The organism is Arthrobacter sp. 01T428, from assembly GCF_056398685.1.
In genome coordinates, this window is record NZ_JBFTPW010000030.1 from 1 (window position 1) to 20,305 (window position 20,305).

18 protein-coding genes and 2 pseudogenes are annotated in these 20,305 nt (G+C 65.2%); 12 read left to right on the plus strand and 8 right to left on the minus strand.

Annotated elements, in window-relative coordinates; all coding sequences use genetic code 11:
- Window positions 1-141: pseudogene (locus AC1DJB_RS22020) on the plus strand (IS30 family transposase); the annotation flags it as partial.
- Between the two features lie 19 nt (window positions 142-160).
- On the opposite strand, the pseudogene AC1DJB_RS22025 reads toward AC1DJB_RS22020, so the two are convergent.
- Both AC1DJB_RS22025 and AC1DJB_RS22030 read right to left on the minus strand, forming a co-directional pair.
- Window positions 161-751: pseudogene (locus AC1DJB_RS22025) on the minus strand (DDE-type integrase/transposase/recombinase); the annotation flags it as partial.
- A gap of 17 nt (window positions 752-768) precedes the next feature.
- Window positions 769-1,068: a transposase gene (locus AC1DJB_RS22030; protein WP_441437569.1), complete on the minus strand. Its 300-nt coding sequence runs from the start codon at window positions 1,066-1,068 to the stop codon at window positions 769-771.
- Window positions 1,069-1,292: 224 nt separating this feature from the next.
- Here AC1DJB_RS22030 and AC1DJB_RS22035 point away from each other — a divergent pair, with 224 nt between their 5' ends.
- From AC1DJB_RS22035 to tgt, 4 genes are all read left to right on the plus strand, one after another.
- Complete coding sequence (locus AC1DJB_RS22035; RefSeq protein ID WP_059388553.1) at window positions 1,293-1,832, plus strand: NUDIX hydrolase family protein; 540 nt, start codon at window positions 1,293-1,295, stop codon at window positions 1,830-1,832.
- Window positions 1,833-1,938: 106 nt separating this feature from the next.
- Complete coding sequence (locus AC1DJB_RS22040) at window positions 1,939-2,988, plus strand: DUF6707 family protein (protein ID WP_306963285.1); 1,050 nt, start codon at window positions 1,939-1,941, stop codon at window positions 2,986-2,988.
- A 61-nt stretch (window positions 2,989-3,049) separates the two neighbouring features.
- Window positions 3,050-3,775: an SRPBCC family protein gene (locus AC1DJB_RS22045; protein ID WP_059388552.1), complete on the plus strand. Its 726-nt coding sequence runs from the start codon at window positions 3,050-3,052 to the stop codon at window positions 3,773-3,775.
- Window positions 3,776-3,826: 51 nt separating this feature from the next.
- Window positions 3,827-5,161, plus strand: a complete 1,335-nt coding sequence (gene tgt, locus AC1DJB_RS22050; RefSeq protein ID WP_441432933.1) for a tRNA guanosine(34) transglycosylase Tgt — start codon at window positions 3,827-3,829, stop codon at window positions 5,159-5,161.
- A 63-nt stretch (window positions 5,162-5,224) separates the two neighbouring features.
- Here the strand turns inward: tgt and AC1DJB_RS22055 are convergent, their stop codons facing one another.
- From AC1DJB_RS22055 to AC1DJB_RS22065, 3 genes are all read right to left on the minus strand, one after another.
- Window positions 5,225-6,730: a DUF6297 family protein gene (locus AC1DJB_RS22055; RefSeq protein ID WP_284988808.1), complete on the minus strand. Its 1,506-nt coding sequence runs from the start codon at window positions 6,728-6,730 to the stop codon at window positions 5,225-5,227.
- 2 nt (window positions 6,731-6,732) lie between these two features.
- Window positions 6,733-7,419 (minus strand): ABC transporter ATP-binding protein, encoded by a 687-nt coding sequence (locus AC1DJB_RS22060; RefSeq protein WP_284988682.1) that lies wholly within the window; start codon window positions 7,417-7,419, stop codon window positions 6,733-6,735.
- A gap of 182 nt (window positions 7,420-7,601) precedes the next feature.
- Complete coding sequence (locus tag AC1DJB_RS22065; RefSeq protein WP_059388549.1) at window positions 7,602-8,303, minus strand: queuosine precursor transporter; 702 nt, start codon at window positions 8,301-8,303, stop codon at window positions 7,602-7,604.
- Between the two features lie 393 nt (window positions 8,304-8,696).
- On the opposite strand from AC1DJB_RS22065, the gene AC1DJB_RS22070 reads away from it, so the two are divergent.
- The 3 genes from AC1DJB_RS22070 to AC1DJB_RS22080 are packed head-to-tail and all read left to right on the plus strand — an operon-like array spanning window position 8,697 to window position 10,269.
- Complete coding sequence (locus AC1DJB_RS22070; RefSeq protein ID WP_441432907.1) at window positions 8,697-9,062, plus strand: iron chaperone; 366 nt, start codon at window positions 8,697-8,699, stop codon at window positions 9,060-9,062.
- Between the two features lie 31 nt (window positions 9,063-9,093).
- The gene (locus tag AC1DJB_RS22075; RefSeq protein WP_441432908.1) at window positions 9,094-9,627 is read left to right on the plus strand and encodes a DUF6036 family nucleotidyltransferase; all 534 of its coding nucleotides are present in this window, start codon (window positions 9,094-9,096) and stop codon (window positions 9,625-9,627) included.
- A 48-nt stretch (window positions 9,628-9,675) separates the two neighbouring features.
- Window positions 9,676-10,269 carry a dihydrofolate reductase family protein gene (locus AC1DJB_RS22080; RefSeq protein WP_441432909.1) on the plus strand — a complete coding sequence of 198 codons (594 nt, stop codon included), beginning with the start codon at window positions 9,676-9,678 and terminating at the stop codon, window positions 10,267-10,269.
- Window positions 10,270-10,291: 22 nt separating this feature from the next.
- On the opposite strand, the gene AC1DJB_RS22085 is transcribed toward AC1DJB_RS22080, so the two are convergent.
- Window positions 10,292-11,803 (minus strand): helix-turn-helix domain-containing protein, encoded by a 1,512-nt coding sequence (locus AC1DJB_RS22085; protein WP_441432910.1) that lies wholly within the window; start codon window positions 11,801-11,803, stop codon window positions 10,292-10,294.
- A 155-nt stretch (window positions 11,804-11,958) separates the two neighbouring features.
- Between AC1DJB_RS22085 and aceA the strand changes: the two genes are divergently transcribed.
- Both aceA and aceB read left to right on the plus strand, forming a co-directional pair.
- Window positions 11,959-13,293, plus strand: a complete 1,335-nt coding sequence (gene aceA / locus AC1DJB_RS22090; protein WP_441432911.1) for an isocitrate lyase — start codon at window positions 11,959-11,961, stop codon at window positions 13,291-13,293.
- Between the two features lie 379 nt (window positions 13,294-13,672).
- Window positions 13,673-15,325 (plus strand): malate synthase A, encoded by a 1,653-nt coding sequence (gene aceB / locus AC1DJB_RS22095; RefSeq protein WP_441432912.1) that lies wholly within the window; start codon window positions 13,673-13,675, stop codon window positions 15,323-15,325.
- A 192-nt stretch (window positions 15,326-15,517) separates the two neighbouring features.
- Here aceB and AC1DJB_RS22100 read toward each other — a convergent pair whose 3' ends face one another.
- Both AC1DJB_RS22100 and AC1DJB_RS22105 read right to left on the minus strand, forming a co-directional pair.
- Window positions 15,518-16,717, minus strand: coding sequence for an MFS transporter (locus AC1DJB_RS22100; RefSeq protein WP_441432913.1), 1,200 nt, complete (start codon window positions 16,715-16,717; stop codon window positions 15,518-15,520).
- A gap of 148 nt (window positions 16,718-16,865) precedes the next feature.
- Window positions 16,866-18,086, minus strand: a complete 1,221-nt coding sequence (locus AC1DJB_RS22105; protein ID WP_284988674.1) for an ROK family transcriptional regulator — start codon at window positions 18,084-18,086, stop codon at window positions 16,866-16,868.
- A 177-nt stretch (window positions 18,087-18,263) separates the two neighbouring features.
- Here AC1DJB_RS22105 and AC1DJB_RS22110 point away from each other — a divergent pair, with 177 nt between their 5' ends.
- Together AC1DJB_RS22110 and AC1DJB_RS22115 are read left to right on the plus strand one after the other, a co-directional pair.
- Window positions 18,264-19,376 carry a Gfo/Idh/MocA family protein gene (locus tag AC1DJB_RS22110; protein ID WP_441432914.1) on the plus strand — a complete coding sequence of 371 codons (1,113 nt, stop codon included), beginning with the start codon at window positions 18,264-18,266 and terminating at the stop codon, window positions 19,374-19,376.
- Window positions 19,373-20,173: a hypothetical protein gene (locus AC1DJB_RS22115; protein WP_441432915.1), complete on the plus strand. Its 801-nt coding sequence runs from the start codon at window positions 19,373-19,375 to the stop codon at window positions 20,171-20,173. Before AC1DJB_RS22110 ends, AC1DJB_RS22115 begins: the two co-directional genes overlap by 4 nt.
- Window positions 20,174-20,305 lie beyond the last annotated feature (132 nt).

A 20,305-nucleotide genomic window follows, 5' to 3' on the forward strand; every position in this document is an offset into this window, starting at 1 on the left:
TGGAGTAGCGATGACCTCGCAGCGATCGCGCACACCCTCAACACCAGGCCACGTAAAGCACTCGGCTGGAAGACGCCCGCCGAAGCGCTCGAGGAACAGCTACGATCAGTTCAACAACCCGGTGTTGCGACGACCGGTTGAATCCGTCCTGGGTGCCCCGGTCGGAGTGGAAGACGACCGGGCCGCCGATGAGGTGGCCGTGGTTCCGGGCCATCCGCAGGGCCGCGGTGCACAGGCTGGCGCGCATGTGTTCGGCCATGGCCCAGCCGATGACCATCCCGGAGAACAGGTCGATGACCGTGGCCAGGTAGAGCCAGCCCTCGCCGGTGCGCAGGTAGGTGATGTCCCCGACCAGCCGGGTCCCGGGCACCGCGGAGGTGAAGTCGCGCCTGCCCTGGTCATCGAGCATGTGGTTCTCGATATGAGCGGTCTTGGCCTGCGGGTCCTGGAGCGTGGTCTTTTTCCAGGCCTGGGTGCGGATGGCCCGCAGGCCGTGCTCGCGCATGATGGCCCCCACGGTCGGGGCGGAGACCTTGGTCCCGGCCGCGTTCAGGAGCCGGGTCAGCTGGTCCCGCCCGGCACGCCCGGACTCCTTCGTGTAGAGCTTGGTGACCGCGGTGACCAGCTCCCCGTGCCGCACGGTGCGCGGTGAAGGGCCGGCAGGTTTGCGCCACCGGTAATAGGAGGCCCGGGAGACGTTCAATTTCCGGCAGAACCACACCACGGGATGGTTGGCCTTCTCCGCTTCGATGAATTCGTAGAAATCCTCTACTTTTGCTTCGCGGCAAAGAAGGCGCTGACTTTTCCCAGGAACTCGACCTCGGCCTTCAACCTGGCGTTTTCGGCCAGCGCTTTCTGGTGTTCATCCCACGCCACCGGGCCCCGGTCCTCGGCCTGGGCAGGGGCGTCTGGTTGCTTGTCCCGGGACTTGTGTACCCAGTTTCCCAGCGTGCTTTCCTTCACCCCGATCTCCTGCGCGATCTGCTTCACCGGCCGGTCCGAAGACAAAACCAGTCGAACCGATTCCTCCCGGAACGCGGCGTCGTATGTCTTTCTGCGGGTCGTCATCTGAAACTGAGGCTCCCATCAAGCTGTCTCACAAAACCATACGGCCGCAGAAACGCTCGCTCAGATCATCTGAGCGAGAGATCCCGAGTTTGGCCACATACGTGAGCGAGCGTCGCCCGATTCGACGACATAAGTGAGCGAGCGTGCAGGAGTTTGGCTCGACGCAATCCTAGCTGTCTGATTCGTACGGCATGGAACAGCACGGGATGGGGTAGAACTTAACCATGAGTGTTCGTACCCCTGACCCGTACTCCGGCTGGCTTTCCGATGAAGACCTCTTCGAAGCCCGCGGCCGCCTCCCCATGGTTTACGTGGAGGCGGTTCCCGTACGTCTGGATCCGCTCGGATTCGTCAACGAGGTAGGTACCCTTCTGCAAGGCGACGCTGACGGCACCATGGTCCGTTCCTTCGTGTCCGGCCGCGTGCTGTATCGCGAAACTATCCGGGCCGCGCTGTTGCGCCACATGGAAAAGGACCTCGGCCCGCTGGCCTTCCCGCAATTGCCCGTCAGTCCCGTGCCGTTCACGGTGGCCGAGTACTTCCCGGCACCGTCGCAGACCGGCTTCACGGACGACCGCCAACACGCCGTGTCCCTTGTTTACGTCATCCCCGTGACGGGCGAGTGCGAACCTCGCCAGGACGCCCTCGAGCTGACGTGGATGACTCCGCAGGAAATCCTCAGCGACGACGTCCAGCAGGAATTCAGCGGCGGCCGCGGCAATCTGGTGCGCCAGGCTCTGGCCTTCGCCGGCGTCGGACAGTAGCCCGCGCAGTTAGTAGCGGCAGCGCGGGTAATAGCCGCCTCCCCGATTTGCTCGGTGGGGTTTTATAGACTGTTGGGCGGACCCCAAGAGAACCAAAGGACTTCCGATGACTCACAGCCCAGCCGACCAGCAGTACCGTGAAAAGCAGGCTGGGGCCCTGCAAATCGGGGACTACCTGTTCCTCCCTGGTGATGGTCCCGCGGAGCAAATCACCCAGATTGAGCTCGAACACGACGATTTTGGCGTGCCCGCGCTCATCCTGGTGACCACGCTCGACGGCGGGAACGTGCGGATCGCGATCGGGTCCAGCGTTCCGGTGGGCGAAGCGACCGCCATCCCGGACGTCGCCGACACGCCGCTCGCCGAAGTTCCGGCCCCGCTCGGCGAAGAGCCGGCCCTGGAGCCGGATACTAGCGACGCGCCCGACGGCGGTACCTCCGACGGCGGCGACGCGCCCGCGGAAGCCGTTCCCGCCGTCGTCGTGCCTCCTTTGCCTGCGGTGGCACCGACTGTCAGCCGGCCGGCGGGGCCGGATCCCGCGCAGCTCGCCCTGATCCCCGAACCGACAGACTCTCCCGAGAACATCGTGGGCGCCGCTGGCGAAGCGCACCCCGGCCGGAATGGGGTCGCGGTGCTGAGCGAGCGCCTCGTGAAGGGCATCAATACGAAGTCGGGAAGCTGCCTGCGGGACCTGAGCGACCTGGCCCACGACCTTTTCATCGAGCTGCGGGATCCGGACCGCGCCCTCGCGGTGGCCGATATTCTCAATGTGCTCCCCTACGACGGAAACCGCGACCGGTGGATGTCCGTTGAACGTTCCCTCGCACTTTCCAGCTTCATTTGCCGTGAGCTCGGCCAAACGGAACGCGCGGCAGTCTACGATCAACTCCTGCAAGCCCCGGACACCGTGGAGACAGACCCGTTCAAGGCCCGGATCGCCGCCAAAGTCCGGCAGCGCGGGCTCAACGAACCGAACCTGTACGACAAGGAAATCTTCCGCTCCATCGACAACGGCAACCGCGATGCCGAGCGCGAATGGCGGCTGCTCCGGCTCGAAACCCTGCTGTTCCTCCGCTCGCACGGCGGCTCGAACACCCTGGGCGTGGGGGAACTCGATCACCGGATCGCGAACGAACTCGAGGCCGTGCGGGCGTAGGCGCTATCGGAGGATTTCGCAAGACCTGTCGCGTTCGCGCCAACGGCGGTAGATTCGGGCCATGACGAACAATCTGAGCGTTGTTGTTAATGCCGACGCGCAGCAAGTTTGGACTTCGCTGCGCGAACCGTCGCTCGTAGCTCAATGGCACGGCTGGGAGGCCGACGAACTCGGCGACGAAATCAACCAGATCTACTTCAGCACCGACGTGGTCGAGGGTCCCGACCACACAAGCCTCACTGTGAACGGCGGCGACGTCTTCGAGCTCACCCCGGTCAGCGGAGGCACCGAGGTCCGCGTGACGCGGGCGGCCCTGGACCATGATTCCGAATGGGCCGCGTGGGACGAAGACATCACCCAGGGCTGGCTGACGTTCCTGCACCAGCTCCGATTCGCCCTGGAACGCCATCCGCACGGGCACCGGCGCACGCATTTTGTCTCCCTGCCTGGCGGCAGCGGATCCGGGATCCAGAAACTTGGACTGGCCGACGTCCCGGCACCTGGCGAGGAATACTCGCTCACGCTTCCCACGGGCGAGGCCCTCTCCGGCAAGGTCTGGTTCCGGAGCAACCACCAGGTGGGCCTCACCGTCCACAGTTACGCGGAACATGGCGACGGGCTGCTGATTGTGGCTGACCAGCCGGTGATTCCGGAGAAGAGGCCCGACGGCGGCACGATCGTGATCGCTTCGACCTACGACCTGGGCGCGGCCAGCCTGGACTCGATCCGCTCCCACTGGGACAGCTGGAAGGCTGAGAACTACCCCACAGAGGTGCATTCGCACTGACGATTCACGCTCCGGGGCTGGCAGACTGTAACGGTGCCAGCCGATTCTTCCGTGCCCCATTCCGGGTCTAACTCCGAGTCCGATCCGTCCACGCTCGCAGCTGCCCAGCAGTCCGCGTTTTCCTTCGAGGTGGGTGCGCGGCTCAGCGAAACGCGCCCGCCGTCGTCGGGCTTCTTGAACGCCGACGGCGGCAGCCGTCACGACGGCGGCCAGCGCGGAGAGTTCCTGGGCCGCACCGGCACCATCACCACCCCGCACGGCCAGATCCAGACGCCCGCGTTCATCGCCGTCGGGACGAAAGCCACTGTCAAAGCCGTTCTGCCCGAATCCATGAAGGAGCTCGGCGCGCAGGCTTTGCTGGCCAACGCCTACCACCTGTATCTGCAGCCAGGGCCGGAGATCCTCGACGCGGCGGGCGGTCTTGGCGCCTTCATGAACTGGGACGGACCCACATTCACGGACTCGGGCGGATTCCAGGTGATGAGCCTCGGCTCGGGGTTCAAGAAGGTCATCGACATGACCTCCGTGGATGCGTCGGGCCCAGACGATGCCGTGGCCCCTGGCAAGGAGCGGCTGGCGCACGTGGATGAGGACGGCGTCTGGTTCAAGTCGCACTTGAACGGGGACAGGCACCGTTTCTCGCCGGAGATCTCCATGCGGGTGCAGCACCAGATCGGCGCAGACATTATGTTCGCCTTCGACGAGCTGACCACCCTGCAGAATTCCCGCGGCTACCAGGAGGAATCCCTGGAGCGCACACGTCGTTGGGCCGAGCGCTGCGTGGTGGAGCATGAGAGGCTGACGGCGGAGCGCGTGGGCAAGCCCTACCAAGCCCTGTTCGGCGTCATCCAGGGGGCGCAATACGAGGACCTCCGCCGCAGGGCCTGCCGGGATCTTGGTGGGATGCCCTTTGACGGTTTCGGCATCGGCGGTGCACTGGAGAAGGAGAACCTCGGCACCATTGTGCGTTGGTGCAACGAGGAACTTCCCGAGAACAAGCCCCGCCACCTCCTGGGCATCTCCGAGCCGGACGATATCTTCACGTCCATCGAAAACGGTGCCGACACCTTCGATTGCGTCTCCCCTACCCGCGTGGCCCGCAACTCGGCGTTTTATACTCCGTCCGGTCGGTTCAACCTTTCCGGAGCCCGCTACAAATCGGATTTCGGACCCTTGCAGGACGGTTGCGATTGCTACACCTGCGCCAACTATTCGCGCGCGTATATCCACCACCTGTACAAGGCCCATGAACTGCTCTCGCACACGCTCATCTCCATCCACAACGAGCGCTTCGTGGTGAAGATGGTGGACGACGCCCGCTTGGCCATCGAATCCGGGGACTTCTTCGAGTTCAAGGCCGAGACGTTGGGGCGGTACTACTCCTAGGGTCTCGGTCGCTTCCCGGGCAGGCGACCCGCCGTCGTCGTCGAGATCGCGCCAAGGGGCGCCTCAGGGGCGGTCGGCCGTCACCACGCCGATCACCAGCAGCACCACATTGAGCACGACGGCGGGCGTCACCAAAACCTCCGGCGCGTTGAACAGCATGCCCAAGGCCAAAGGCGCCAGGGCGAAGAGGCACAGCACGTAGCCCCGGATCCTGGTTCCAAGCATGGCGGGTCCGCTCCGCCCAAGCTGCATCAGGTACACGAGCTTGGTCAGGTCTTCCTGCTGGCGGAAGGCTCGTCGCAGCATCCCCGCGCCCAAACCGCCTCCCGCCGCCGCACCCAGGACGAGGAGCTCCACCCGGAAGCCGCCCGCCAGCACGAAAAATCCGGCAGCCGCCGTCGTCCACAAACCCATCAGCATGACCGGCAGCGCGACGTGGACCCAGCGCGAAGCTGTCCTCGAAATCGGGAGGAGGGCGTCGAGGCTGGGGGCCATGCGCAATTGCCAAAGGGGCCCTGCCGCCGCTGTGGACGAGAAGATCGCCGCGGCAAGCAGCACCGGAAGCAGGATGACGGGTGAATCGAACGTCCGGACCAGCCCGGTCAAGGGAACGACGGCGAGACCCAGGCCCCAGCGCCACAGCCGCCCGGGTTGCCGGGCGAGCACAGTTGCCTCCGCGTGGAAGAGCGCGCCTGCTGCGGTGCTGGGCGTGCCGGGGAGCTTGACCCGGCTCCGTTTGCCGCCGCTGGAAAGCGAGGCACTGAGTTCCCCGGTGTCCATGAGCGTCAGTGCAGCCTGAACATGTCCCCTCGCGGACCCGGCTTTGAGCAGCGATGTCGTGCGGACGCTGGAAAGCTTGTTCCGCATCCCGAGCGCCGCCGCAACCAAAGCGACAGCAGGGGCAACGGCGAAGATCCAGTTCCCCTGCAGCGTCCCGAACAGCATCGCGCCGAGTGCGGCCGAAGCAGCCGCCAACAGCCAGTTCATCGGCCTACCTTGCCCGGCCGCCGCCCGTGAACGCGTCTGGGCGAACGCGGCCAGCGCGAGAATAGCGGCACCTGTCAGTGCCCCTGCCAGGACCCGTCCGGCAAACACCATCGCGTTCGAACCGCTGATGACTGCTACCGGGATGGTGGCGAGGGCTCCGACGACGGCGGCAGCCGAGACTGCGCGACGCAATCCTCGGGCTAGAAGCGGCTCGCGGTCGATAGCCAGCGAGTACCACCAGTGCCGCTGATTCGCCGTGATGGCCAGTGGCCCGAGCCTGCCCGCCACCCAATAGGCCGCGAGGCCCAAGAGCCCGAACCCAACCACCAGGCCGTATTCAACGGGGACCACGCCGTAGCCGACCGAAATCAGGTGGCCGCCGAAGCCATGCTCCGCTGCGGCAGTGAGCCCGTTGAGGAGGCCAATCGCGTAAATCAGGCCGACGCCGAACGTCAGGAATTGGATGTACAGTTCGTTGAGCCTGGAGAGCAAGGACTGGCCCCGCGGGCGAATCACCTTTCGAGTGGCACGCTCGGGGTCGAAATCCACGAACTCCGGCTGCGCTACGGCAGCAGTGGACATGCTCACCGGCGAATCCTTGCCACAGCCTCGTCCGTACTGACCACGCGCGCACCGCCGTCGTCGACTATTACCGCCCGGGTGCACGCCGCTTGGGCGACGTCCGCATCGTGGGTGACCATGACGACGGCGGCACTCTTCTTGGCAGTCCGGGCGATCCGCTGCGCAAGCAGGCCGCGCATGCGGGTATCGAGCCGCTGTTCCGGTTCGTCCAGGACAAGCAGTTCGAAGGGCCGGATGAATGCCGAGGCGAGGAGGAGTTTGCGGCGCTGTCCGGAGGAAAGCTGATCGGGAAAGGCATCGGCGGCGGTTTGAAGCTCGAAGAAGCCGATCTCTTCCTCCACAGCCCCGTCGGGGTTGGCGAGGCCATGCCCACGGGCCACCAAGGAAAGGTGCTCACGGACCGTGAGTGAATCGAAGTAGGCATCCTCATCCAGCAGCACCGAGACCTTGCTGCGGAAGAGGGCCGAGCGGTCGTCCGGCATCAAGCCAAGAACGTGGGCATCGCCCTCAATGGCGGCCTGGGCGCCAATCATCGTGCGCAGCAGGGTGGACTTGCCGGCACCGTTTTCGCCCACCATCCCGAGCACTTGCCCGGAGAAAACCTCGACGTCGAGCGGCCCGCACACAGCATGCTCGCCATAGCCTGCAACAAGATTCTCGGCCGTCAGAACGGCGCTTCCCAGCTTCATCCTCTGAAACTACCGGACTTCCCTGCGGTTCCCCTGAGCCGACGGCCGGACGCCCGCTCACATAAATGCCGTCCCGGCCCGACGCCCGCTCACATAAATGCCGTCCCGGCCCGACGCCCGCTCACATAAATGCCATCCCGGCCCGACGCGCGCTCACATAAATGCCATCCTGGATTTCCTGCTCAGGCCCAGTAGCTGGGCTCGCGCTTCTTGATCCAGCCAATGACCAAGGACGTCACCGGCACGAGGATGTACTGGACGCCGACCTTGTACACGAAGCCAACCAGCACGTAGTTGACGAAGCTTCCGAAGTCCGTAATGCCAATGACCGACGCCGCGATGCTGCAGAAGATAAGCGTGTCCACGAATTCGCCGACCCCGGACGAGCCCATGAGCCGGGCCCAGAGAGTTCTCTCACCCGAACGGGCTTTCATCTTCACCAGGATCAGGGAGTTGATTGTCTGGCCGGCCAGGAATGCGAGAAGGGAAGCAAGGACGATCTGGGGAACCGGCCCCAGTGCGCCTTCGATGGCGGCCTGCTTGGCGTTGCCATAGTCGTCATTGAAACCCGGCAGCGCGATGATGATCCAGTAGCAGAGCGATGCGAACGCTGACAGCGCGAACGAGGTGATGATCGCTTTGCGGGCAACCTTGAATCCATAGATCTCGCTCATGACATCGCCAAGAATGTAGGCAAGCGGGAAGAGGAAGAATCCGCCATCGGTGATGATCGGACCGAAGACGACGCCTTTGGCAGCGCCAATATTGGACAGGATCAGCACGACGGCCATGCATGCCAGCATGATGCCAAAGTACGGGGAGCCTATCGACGCGAAGCGCGGCGCGGGTTTACTGAGGGTCTGGGATTCTGGTGCTGACGTCATAGCTTGTCCGTTCATAGTGGTTCGCGCAGGCGGCTGGAGTAAGCACGGCGCCCCGCTTTATTAGCACTGGTGGTGGACCCGCCTGCAAAACCGCGGAGCCTCCCCCATTCTCGCATCGGGGAATCGAGAATTGTCAGGCAAACTCGCCACCGCCGACGACGCGTGTCACCCCAGGTGAGCGAGCGTCCGGCCAAAACCCGACATAGGTGAGCGAGCGTCCGGCCCAAACCCGACATAGGTGAGCGAGCGTCCGGCCAAAACCCAACATAAGCGAGCGAGCGTCGGGGTCGCCCCGGACCCGTTCGACCCCCTCTGGCGGGGCGGCGCGGGGTACGGCAAGCTTGGTCGAAGACCAGCAGAGCGGCGGGATACGGAACGGAGCGAGGGACGCACATGGCAGCGAACTTTGACACGGTGGACGACTACATCGCGGCGCAACCCGGCGAGGTGCAACCCATCCTTCACGAGGTCCGACGGCGGGCCCTGGCAGCAGTGCCCGGAGCCGCGGACAGGATCAGTTACGGGATCCCCACCATCACGCTCGACGGCCACTATGTCGTGTATTTCGCGGCGTGGAAGCACCACATTTCCGTCTATCCAGTGCCCGACGGCGGCGAGGACTTCGAGCGCGAAATCGCCCCGTTCCGGGCGGCCAAGGGGACGTTGAAATTCCCCCTCGGGAAGCCTATGCCGTACGAGATCATCGAAGAGGTGGCGACGCTGCTGTCTGAGCGCGAGAGGCGACGGGGCGGGTACTGACAATCGGCCTGGGCAGGGGTACGGTACAGCCATGCGCCGCGATGAGCTCGAGCACGCCATCCGGGCCGCCACGGATGTCATCCACGGCGACCGGGTGATCGTGATCGGCAGCCAGTCAATTCTGGGATCGTTCACGGAGGACCAATTACCTGCCACGATCACCATGTCGGATGCCGTCGACATCGCGCCATTTTCCGACGACGACGCCGGCACGCTCGCGGACAGCATCGATTCTGCCCTTGGCGAGTGGTCGCCTTTCCACAAGGAGTTCGGGTTCTATGTCCAGGCGGCCGAAAGGGAGACCGCGGTGCTCCCCGACGACTGGGAGTACCGCCTGGTCGGCGTGCGCAATGAGCGGACCCGAAACAGCACCGGGCTTTGCCTGGACCCTTACGATCTCTGCGCGGCGAAGCTCATTGCTGCACGCCCCAAAGACCACGCGTTCGTTCTTGCACTCATCGAGTCATCCCTCATCGAGCGCGTCCGGCTCGTGGACAGAATCAGGCTGATAGACCCATCCGAGCCTCGACGGGATGCGGCTTTGTCTTGGGCCATGTCCGTTTGACCCGGCCCCGGCCGGCCCGAACCCGTCCGAAACCGAAGGAGCTAGGTAATGACCAAGGTAGTGGCGTTCATGTCGATGTCCCTCGACGGCTACGTGGCCGATCTCGAGGACGGCGTTGACGAGGTCTTCGACTGGTACTTCGCCGGCGACGTCGACGTCCCTACCTTCAATCCGGGCTTCACGTTCCATGTTTCCGAAGCGAGCGCTGAACACCTACGGGCTTTGATGGGCGAGGTAGGCGCGATGCTCACCGGGAGACGCACCTCCGACCGCGCCGACGCTTGGGGCGGCCAGCACCCGTTCGGCGTGCCCGCGTATGTGGTGACGCATCAGATGCCGGAGGGGTGGCCCCGCCCCGACACGGCGGTGCATTTCGTCACCGACGGACTGGAAAGCGCCGTCGCGCAGGCAAAGGCCGCTGCCGGCGACAAGATCGTCGGCATGCACGGGCCGGACACCATTCGGCAGTGCCTCGATGCCGGCCTGCTGGACGAAATCCGCGTCGATCTGGTTCCGCTGCTGCTCGGATCCGGTATCCGGATGTTCGACCGCGTTGGGAACGCGCCGCTCACTTTGGGCAACCCGACCGTCGTCGAGGGTGTGGGTGTCACGCACTTGAGCTACCCGGCCCTCAAGGAGTAGACCCCAAACGTGCCGCACGAAACTACCCCGAGTGCGCCTCCAGGAACGCGTACACCTCAGTCTCGTCGACGCCGGGGAACGCGCCCGGCGGCATGGCGGCCAGCAGGTGCGAGTGGGCGCGGGCGGACGGCCAGGCGTTGCCTGCCCAGGATGAAGCCAACGACGCCGGCGGGCGCTTGCAGCAGTTCGGGTCCGGGCACGTCGAGGTAGCCCGCGCCGTCGTCTCCCTCCCGCGGAACCACTTCACGTGCTGGTACGGAACACCGATGCTGAGCGAGAACTCTCCCGCCGCCGATCGCTCCGTGCGCGCCGTGCACCAGTAGGTGCCGGAGACGGTGTCGGTGTATTGGCTGTAGGCGCTGAACTTGTCCGGAACGTCGAACACGGCACGCGAAGTCCAGGCTTTGCACGCCGGTTGGCCCTCAATGGCGCCGGTATGGTCCTGGGGGAAGGCCACGCCGTCGTTCTCGTAGGCCTTGTAGATGATGCCGCTCTGGTGTGTCTTCTGGAAGTGGGTGGTGATGCCCAGGTGTTTCGTCGCGAGGTTGGTGAAGCGGTGTGCAGCGGTTTCGTAGGAGACGGCGAAGGCGTCGCGGATGTCCTCCACCGCGATCTCCTTGGCGGCCTTCGCCTTCTGCAGGAACTCCAGGGTGGCGTTCTCGGGCAGGAGGAGAGCCGCGGCGAAGTAGTTCGTCGCGACCCGCTGGGCCAGGAAGTCGCCGTAGTTCTTGGGTGTCTCGTGGCCCAGGACGTAGTGTCCCAGGGCCTGCAGGAGGACCGAGCGGGGATCGTGGTCCTGCCGTTGGCTCTGCGTGAGATAAATTCGGTGATTCTTTAGATCGGTCACTGAACGGGTGGAATGGGGCAGGTCACCCACGTGGTGGAGCGTGAATCCGAGGTGGTCCGCGATGTCCGCAATGACGTGCTGGCTCAAGGGCCCGGTCGTGTATCCAACGCCTTTGAGGACCTTCTGCGCCTCGGCCTCGTACTCCGGAAAATAGTTGCCGCGCTCGCGCATCATGGCACGCAGTTCGCCGTTCGCGCGGCGAGCCTCTTCCGGCGTCGCGACCTGCTCGTTGAGCTTGCGTTCAAGCTCCTGCAGGAGGCCCACTTGCGACTCGAGAACATCGAGTGGAAGCCGCGAGCTGACACGGATTTTCGGCAGGTTCAACGACTCGTACAGGGGCCCGCGCTGGTACCGTTCGAGCTCGATTTCCAAGGCCGCCCGGCGGCTGGGCGGTTCCGCTCCGAGCAGCTGTTCGATGCCGACATTCAGGGCCGCCGCGAGCTGCTTCAGCAGGCCAAGTTTGGGCTCGCGCTTGCCGTTCTCAATGAGGCTCAGCTGGCTCGGGGCGGTCCCGACGGCGGCACTCACGTCGTCGAGGGTCAGTCCGGCCTGCTTGCGCAGATACCGCACGCGGCGGCCCAGGCTGATGACGTCCAGTTCGGCGGTGGAAGCGGACGACGACGGCGGCGGTACTTCGCGGTTCCAGCTCACAGGTGACATTTCTTGAGGATACGCGAAGAAGTGCATTTCTTTCCATGGTTTTTATCTAGAAAGCCCCTTGAAAGTGCTGAAAAGTAATAACCACGAAGTCCCGGTCGATGTGAACTGCAATGGCGCAGCGAAGGTCGGCCGGGGCGACATGCACAGCAACACGCCACAGTAGCGTCAAAGGAGACAGAACAATGACCGCAGCATTTGAACCAGGGCAGCCCACCTCCGCTCAGCAGCAGGCCGCCGCACTGGAGCTCGAATGGGCTGCCGACCCGCGTTGGGAAGGCGTCACCCGCGATTACTCGGCCACCGACGTCGTCCGCCTCCGCGGCCGCGTCTCCGAAGAACACACCCTGGCCAGGCGCGGCTCCGAGAAGCTGTGGAAGCAGCTCACGGAAGAGGCTAAGACCGGCGGTTACACCAACGCCCTCGGTGCGCTGACCGGCAACCAGGCCGTGCAGCAGGTCAAGGCCGGGCTGCGGGCCATCTACCTTTCCGGATGGCAGGTCGCGGCCGACGCCAACAACTCCGGCCACACCTACCCGGACCAGTCGCTGTACCCGGCGAACTCGGTCCCCACGGTGGTCCGCCGCATCAACAACGCCCTGCTCCGCGCCGACCAGATCGAATTCTCCGAAGGCATCCAGACCGTCGAGGACTGGCTGGTCCCGATCGTCGCCGACGCCGAAGCCGGTTTCGGCGGCCCGCTGAACGCCTACGAACTCATGAAATCCATGATCCAGGCCGGCGCCGCAGGCGTGCACTGGGAAGACCAGCTCGCGTCCGAGAAGAAGTGCGGCCACCTCGGCGGCAAGGTGCTCATCCCCACCCAGCAGCACGTCCGGACCCTGAACGCCGCCCGCCTCGCGGCCGACGTCGCGGGCACCCCGTCGGTGATCATCGCCCGCACCGACGCCGAGGCAGCCACCCTGATCACCTCCGACGTCGACGAGCGCGACCAGGAATTCATCCTCCGCGAAGGGGGACAGCCGGTCCGTACCGCTGAGGGCTTCTACAAGGTCCGCAACGGCATCGAACCCTGCATCGCCCGCGCCAAGGCCTACGCCCCCTATTCGGACCTCATCTGGATGGAAACGGGCACCCCGGACCTCGAACTCGCCCGCAAGTTCGCCGAGTCCGTCAAGGCCGACTTCCCGGACCAGATGCTCTCCTACAACTGCTCCCCGTCGTTCAACTGGCGCAAGCACCTGGACGACGCAACCATCGCGAAGTTCCAGCGCGAACTCGGCGCCATGGGCTTCACCTTCCAGTTCATCACCCTGGCCGGCTTCCACGCCCTGAACTACTCGATGTTCGACCTCGCCCACGGCTACGCCCGCGAAGGCATGAGCGCCTACGTCGAACTCCAGGAAAAGGAATTCGCCTCCGAGTCCCGCGGCTACACCGCAACCAAGCACCAGCGCGAAGTCGGCACCGGCTACTTCGACGACATCGCAACTGCGCTCAACCCGAACGCATCCACCCTGGCCCTGGTGGGATCCACCGAAGAAGGCCAGTTCCACTAACCTCCCGACGGCGGGCCGCTGCCCCAGCGGTGCGGCCGACAAAGGCAATCCTCCGCGTGCTATTCCCCATCCCCGTCCTGTGGCCTCGCAAAGCTCGGCCGAGGACGGGGACAGGGCCCCTTTTACGCACGCTTCCGGATCACCTTCGCCGACCTTGCGGCGCTTGGCGACTGGCGCACGAGGCCGAAGAGTCCGGTATTGCGGCAGCCTGCGTAAAAGGGGCCCCGTTTCCGGGTCCGTCCTCGCTCAGCGAGGTCGGACCCGGAAACGGGGAATAGCAGGCAGAGCAATCCCGGTCCGAAGGCCGGAGCCAGCCACGCACCGTATCGAACCCAGCTAGGCCCGCCGTCGAACATTGCTTCTCTGAGGAGAGATTGAAATGAACAGCTTCACCGACAATTACACGATCAACGGCATCACGCTGACCGCCCAGCCCATTCACCGGCAGAACGAGGTTCTTACGCCGGACGCCCTGGAATTCGTGGCAGCCCTGCACCGCGCGACGGCGGAGCGCCGCCAGGAGCTGATGCAGGCAAGGCACGCCCGCCGCGGCCAGATCGCGAGCGGACAGGATCCCCGGTTCCTCCCGGAGACGGCGGAAATCCGGAATGATCCGACCTGGCGGGTCGCTCCTCCGGCACCCGGCCTCGAAGACCGCCGCGTGGAAATCACCGGGCCCGTGGACCGGAAGATGACCATCAACGCGCTCAACTCCGGCGCCAAGGTGTGGCTGGCCGACATGGAAGACTCCTCCACCCCCACGTGGCGCAACGTCATCCAGGGCCAGCTGAACCTCACCGATGCCCTGGAACGGCGCATCGACTTCACCTCACCGGAGGGCAAGGAATACAAGCTCCGTGCCGCCGAAGAACTGCCCACCATCGTGGTGCGGCCGCGCGGCTGGCACCTGCCGGAGAAGCACATGCTCATCGACGGGAAGCCCGTTGCCGGTGGCGTGGTCGACTTCGGCCTGTTCTTCTTCCACAACGCCCGCCGCCTGCTGGCACAGGGCAAGGGCCCGTACTTCTACCTGCCCAAGATCGAGAACCGCCTCGAGGCCCGGCTCTGGAACGACATCTTCATCCAGGCCCAGGACCTCCTCGGCATCCCGCAGGGCACCATCCGCGCCACCGTGCTGATCGAAACCATCACCGCGGCCTTCGAAATGGAGGAGATCCTGTACGAGCTGCGCGATCACGCCTCGGGCCTGAACGCCGGCCGCTGGGACTACATCTTCTCCGTGATCAAGAACTTCCGCACCCGCGGGCCCCGCTTCGTGCTCCCGGACCGCGCCCAGGTCTCCATGACCCAGCCCTTCATGCGCTCCTACACCGAGCAACTGGTCCGGGCGTGCCACCGGCGCGGCGCCATGGCGATCGGCGGCATGGCCGCAGCCGTTCCCAACCGCAAGGACGAAGCCGCCAACACGGCAGCGTTCGAAAAGGTCCGCGCGGACAAGACCCGCGAAGCCGGCGACGGCTTCGACGGCTCCTGGGTAGCCCACCCGGACCTGGTCCCGGTGTGCCGCGAAGTGTTCGACGCCGTACTCGGCGAGCGTCCGAACCAACTGGACCGCTCACGCGAGGACGTCACCCCCGACGACCGCGCCCTGATCGATGTCGCCTCCACCACGGGCACCATCACCGAGACCGGCATCCGGAACAACATCGAGGTGGGCATCCGCTACATCGAGTCCTGGCTGCGCGGCAACGGCGCCGTGGCCATCCACAACCTCATGGAGGACGCAGCCACGGCGGAGATCTCCCGTTCACAGCTCTGGCAGTGGATCTACTCGCACGCCATCACCGACACCGGCGAAGTCATCACCCGCGAATGGATCAACGACCTCCTGGACGAAGAGTTCGCCCGCCTGGAACGCTTCGACGACGACCGCTTCAACGATGCCCGCAGCATCTTCGAGGAAGTCACCCTGGCCGAGGAGTTCCCCACCTTCCTGACCATCCCGGCCTACGCCCGCTACCTCACGGAAGCCCGCGAGGAAGCCACCAAGGAAGAACTCGTCGCCGCTTGAACCCGTAGATAAAGCCCCCGCCGCTGGGCTGCCTGCACTCTTCGCAACAAGTGACCCCGATGGTCGGGGCGGCAGCCCAGCGACGGAACCCCTTCATCAACACGTGCGAACTGGCAGCAGATGACTTTGCCGCTTGGGAACGGTCATCTGCTGCCAGTTCGCGCGGGGTTAAGGGACGACGGCGGCGCGCACTTAGCGCTGCCGGGCCACCCAGCGCACCGAGAGGGTGGTGCAGATGCAGAATGCGGTGACCGATCCGAGGATCACCAGGAGCGGCACGGTCCAGCTGCCGGAGATGCCGTGCACGTAGCCGATGACGGTCGGAGCCAAGGCCGCGAAGCAGTAGCCGATCCCCTGCACGACGGCGGACATCTTGCCTGCCGAAGCTTGGTCGCGCGCGAACTTGATGATGGCGATGAAGATGACCGTGATGCCGCCGCCCTGCGCTACTCCACCGAGGGACGACCATAGCCACCACCAGCCCGGGGCCAGCAACAAGCCCAAGGGCACCGTGAGCCACAAGGCACCCAAGGTGGCCGCCACCGCCGTCGTACTGGCGAAACGGGCGAGCAGCGGCACGCCGAGGCCACCGACTATCGCGAAAATCTGGAAGAGCGATGATCCCGCGCCGGCTTGCGCGGTGCCCATGCCCAGCTCGTCGGCCAGGAAGCTCGGGAGCCACGCGGTCACGCCGTAGTACGAGAATGCCTGGCCAGCGAAGCCGAGCGTCAGGCCAACGGTCAGCCAGCCAACCCCGGAAGCCTTGCCGCCCGCTCGTGAGCCGCCGGCGGCGGGCACAGCAGCGGGAACGAAAGCTTGCCGGGCGCCGACTGTGGGAATCCAGAACAGGATGGCCGCGAGGGCCAGCAGGGCACTCGCGGCGAGGGCAAGACGCCATCCCACGAGTTCCGCGAGCGGGGCCGTGGCCACCGAAGTCAGGAAGGACCCGATGTTCAGCGCTGCTGTGTAGACACCCATGGCGGTTGCCTGGCGTCGCGGTGCGAAGTCCCGGCGGATGATGAGCGGCACGGCGATGTTGCCGATCGTGATGGCGAGGCCGATAAGGACCGTACCCACCATGACCGGAACACCGCCGCCGCTGGAGCGGATCACGACGCCGGCCAGCACACCCACAAGAGTGAGCATCACAGCGAATTCGGCGCCGAGCCTGCGTCCGGCCATAGAGGCCAGCGGGGCGGCGAGCGAGAAGCAAAGCACGGGAATGCCCGTCAGCAACCCGAGTTCCACGGGGGAAAATCCAAGATCCCGTTTGAGGGAATCCACCACCGGCGCCACCGCGACGAAGGGTCCCCGCATGTTGAGGGCGATGAGGCCTATGCACGCAAGGATCAGCCAACCTCGGGGGACCTTGGCGAGGAATGGACCGGTCATGGGGCGCACTGCAAGGCGGGGAAAGTAGGCATCACCTTCATTGCTATCACGCCTCCACGGCGCGAACTGGCAGGCGATGACCCCAAAATCCGGGCAAAGTCAATTGGTCGTAGCAACGCGGGGGTTTATGCCGCGTGTAGCAGCTGGTTCAGCCGGTTGCTTGGAGCGTGGCTTCAATCACTGCCGGAGACAAAACGTGCTGGGTAACCATCTGGCTCGCACCGAGGATCGCGGCCTGGTCGCCCGCCATCGAGATGCCGATGCGCAGGTGCGAGGTGGCCAAGGGAAGGGAACGCCGGTAGACAACTTCGCGGATCCCGGCCACGAGGTGCTCACCGGCCTCTCCCATGCTGCCGCCAATCACGATCATGGAGGGGTTGAGCAGATTGACCACTGTTGCCAGGACATCGCCAACGTCGCGTCCGGCCTGCCGGAGTGCCTGGATGGCCTGGAGGTTTCCCTCGGCCACGAGCCGCAGCACGTCCCCGCCGTTGCTGGCCGGGAGTCCTTGGGCGTGCAGCTGGCGGGCGACGGCGGGTCCCGAGGCGAGTGCCTCGAGGCAGCCGTAGTTCCCGCAGCGGCAGAGCACGTCGTCGCCGCGGGGAACCCGGACGTGGCCGAGGTCCCCGGCCGTGCCGTTGGCGCCGCGCTGCAGCTCGCCGCTGCTGATAATGCCCGCGCCGATGCCCGTGGCGATCTTGATGAAGAGCAAATTGTCGTGGTCCGGCCAATACGCTGTGCGTTCGCCCAGTGCCATGATGTTGACGTCGTTGTCCACGAGGACTGGAACCGGCAGCGAGCGCTGCATGTAACGGACCACGTCGAATCCGTCCCAGCCGGGCATGATCGGCGGTTTGATCGGCCTGCCGGTGTCGTGTTCCACCGGACCGGGCAACCCGATGCCGATCCCGGCGAGGTCGTCAAGGCTGCGGCCGGCTTCGGTGAGAAGCTCCCGTCCTTCCGCCACCACCCTGCCAAGCACCACCTCGGGACCGTCTGCGACTTCCTGCGCGAGGCGGCGCTCGGCCAGGACTGTTCCACCGAGATCGGTGACCGCAACGATTACGTGCGTCGCTCCGACGTCGACCGCCAAGACAACGCGGGCCGCAGGGTTGAAGGCAAAGCGCGACGGCGGCCTGCCGCCACTGGAGCTTGCCTCGCCGGCGGGACCCACGAGTCCGGAGTTCATGAGGGCGTCGATGCGCGAGGCGACGGTGGAACGGGCCAGCCCGGTGGTGATGGCGAGTTCGGCGCGGGTCCGTGCCTGGCCGTCGCGAAGAAGCTGAAACAGGTCTCCTGCACGCGAAAGGCTCCCGGCGTCCTGTACGGAGCCGTCCTTGCCCGGGGCTTTTTCGGGTGCTGAAGTCATGCATCAGTGATAGCACGATTGCTTATGGCTGTCACGCAGCAAAAAGATTGTCGAATGATCTTCAACTTTTGCTTGCTCATCGACAAAAGTCGTCGTAGGTTGTTTGTGAGAAGGGTCACGTAGCCCACAAAGCCACGCTGAAACTCAGAGACTCCGTTTACGAAGAGGTAACTGATCTTGTCCAGCCACTCACAGGCAACACCGTTGGGATCACCAGGCCCCCTCGGCGTCGGCATCCTTGGCGCCGGCCCGGTCACCCAAGCAATCCACCTTCCTTCCCTGGCCCGGCTCCGGAACATCCTGGAAGTCCGCCACATCATGGACGTCGACTCCGCGGTTGCCGAATCGGTCGCAGCACGCGTCGGCGCCAAACACAGCACCAGCATTGACGCACTCCTGGGCGATCCCGACGTCGACATCGTCGCCATCTGCAGCCCCCACCAGTTCCACGCGGACCAAGTGATCGCCGCGTGCCGCGCGGGAAAGAAGGCCGTCCTCTGCGAAAAGCCCTTCGCCATGAGCGGCGAGGAGGCTGCCCGGATTTCGGCGGTCAGCGCGGAAACCGGCGTGCCGATCATCGTGGGCGCCATGCACACCTTCGATCCGGGCTGGCTCGCAGCCGAAGCCAACTGGGGCGATCTCCCCGAGAACGTCCACACCATCCGTTCTTCCATCGTTCTCCCGCCCAATGCCCGGTTCGAAGATTTCGCCACCGAAATCATTACCCGGCCAGCCAGCGGCAACCCTGACTACAGCGATATCGAGGTCATCAAGAACTTCCTGCGGGGCGGCATCATGGGCCTCGCCATCCACGACCTTCCGCTCGTCCGCCGCTTCACGCCGGATTTCGAAGACCTCGAGGTGCTGCAGGCACGCCACGTGCGGCCCTTCGGCTACGTGATTTCGCTGCGTTCTGGAAGACCGGGCGCAGGTGACCGGATCATCGAACTCAGGGCAGCCATGAACAAGACATGGAAGCCGGAATGGGTCTTCGAAGCGATCTCGGACGACGCAGCCCTTCGCGTGGACTTCACTCCTTCCTATGTACAGGCGGGTTCCGCGGTCGCAACCATCACCCGCGGAACCACAAGTACCACCTACGGACCGTTCGAGCACAACGGCTACGAGGGCGAATGGCGCGAACTCGCCCAACTGGCCCTCGGAACCAAGCAACCGCCGTCGGCCGAAAGCCTCATCAATGACCTCACCTTCGCGATAGCCATTGCCGACGCCACGGTGGACCTCGCGGCGGCGGAGCACGCAAACAGCCATGCAGGAGCCCGCTCATGAGCACCCAGTACACGGTCACTGCTACCCCGCAGGCGGAAGAGAGCGGCTCCGTAGCACTCGCGGTGGCTTCTCTTCCAGCGAGCTTCGGCCCGGTAGCAGCCGGGGAGGCCGCACGGATTTCCGCCATCGACGGCGCCGCGGGCTGGACCACCGAGGCCATCAAGGCGATCGACGGCGGAGCGTCGGGCATCGTCGTCGTCAACCCGGTCCCGGAAAACACCGCCGCCCTGCTCGACGCCGCTGAAGCGTCCGGCGTCGCGGTGGTCCTGGACCAGCGCTGGGCATCCAGCCCGGGTCTCGCCGGAGCCGAAGACGCCGTCCGCACGGTAGCCGGCCGCGCCGCCATGCTGGACACCGTCGCGACGGCCGCGGCAGGAACGGATCCGGAACGGCTGCTCACCGAGCACCTCGCCGCCGTCGTACGCGTCACAGGGCAACTGGACGCGCTTCGCCTCTTGCGCCGCGGCGCGCACGGCTACGCGGTTTCCGGGCGGCTCGCCAACGGAGCTCCGGTTTCGCTCCAAGGCGTGCTGAGCAACTCCCGGGCCGCCGGCGTCGACTTCCGCCTGTATACCGACGACGGCGGTGTCAGCATTGCTGTCCCGGAACCGCTTGCCGCCTGGCCGGCAGAAGTCCGCGCTACCGGGCAACAGGGGGAAATCCTCCTGCCAACGCTTTACGAATCCGCCCACCGCACCACCTGGCGCCGGCTCAAGGAACACCTCGACGCCGGTACTCTCCCCTCCGATCTGGCTGGCTTTGCGCGGCTGACGGAATCCATCGCGCACCTCTCCTGAACCTGCACCTCTCCTTAAACACGCAACCAGCACCATCGAGCGCAACAGAGCACCAAGCAATCATTAGCCTTCTCGACGACGAGCCGGACCGCACCAAACGCGAAGACCACGCAGCGGTCCCGAAAGGAATCA

Coding starts and splice junctions, on each gene's coding strand:
- AC1DJB_RS22030 (WP_441437569.1), bottom strand. CDS start 1,068: ATGACGACCCGCAGAAAGACATACGACGCCGCGTTCCGGGAGGAATCG.
- AC1DJB_RS22035 (WP_059388553.1), top strand. CDS start 1,293: ATGAGTGTTCGTACCCCTGACCCGTACTCCGGCTGGCTTTCCGATGAA.
- AC1DJB_RS22040 (WP_306963285.1), top strand. CDS start 1,939: ATGACTCACAGCCCAGCCGACCAGCAGTACCGTGAAAAGCAGGCTGGG.
- AC1DJB_RS22045 (WP_059388552.1), top strand. CDS start 3,050: ATGACGAACAATCTGAGCGTTGTTGTTAATGCCGACGCGCAGCAAGTT.
- AC1DJB_RS22055 (WP_284988808.1), bottom strand. CDS start 6,730: ATGTCCACTGCTGCCGTAGCGCAGCCGGAGTTCGTGGATTTCGACCCC.
- AC1DJB_RS22060 (WP_284988682.1), bottom strand. CDS start 7,419: ATGAAGCTGGGAAGCGCCGTTCTGACGGCCGAGAATCTTGTTGCAGGC.
- AC1DJB_RS22065 (WP_059388549.1), bottom strand. CDS start 8,303: ATGACGTCAGCACCAGAATCCCAGACCCTCAGTAAACCCGCGCCGCGC.
- AC1DJB_RS22070 (WP_441432907.1), top strand. CDS start 8,697: ATGGCAGCGAACTTTGACACGGTGGACGACTACATCGCGGCGCAACCC.
- AC1DJB_RS22075 (WP_441432908.1), top strand. CDS start 9,094: ATGCGCCGCGATGAGCTCGAGCACGCCATCCGGGCCGCCACGGATGTC.
- AC1DJB_RS22080 (WP_441432909.1), top strand. CDS start 9,676: ATGACCAAGGTAGTGGCGTTCATGTCGATGTCCCTCGACGGCTACGTG.
- AC1DJB_RS22085 (WP_441432910.1), bottom strand. CDS start 11,803: ATGCACTTCTTCGCGTATCCTCAAGAAATGTCACCTGTGAGCTGGAAC.
- aceA (WP_441432911.1), top strand. CDS start 11,959: ATGACCGCAGCATTTGAACCAGGGCAGCCCACCTCCGCTCAGCAGCAG.
- aceB (WP_441432912.1), top strand. CDS start 13,673: ATGAACAGCTTCACCGACAATTACACGATCAACGGCATCACGCTGACC.
- AC1DJB_RS22100 (WP_441432913.1), bottom strand. CDS start 16,717: ATGACCGGTCCATTCCTCGCCAAGGTCCCCCGAGGTTGGCTGATCCTT.
- AC1DJB_RS22105 (WP_284988674.1), bottom strand. CDS start 18,086: ATGACTTCAGCACCCGAAAAAGCCCCGGGCAAGGACGGCTCCGTACAG.
- AC1DJB_RS22115 (WP_441432915.1), top strand. CDS start 19,373: ATGAGCACCCAGTACACGGTCACTGCTACCCCGCAGGCGGAAGAGAGC.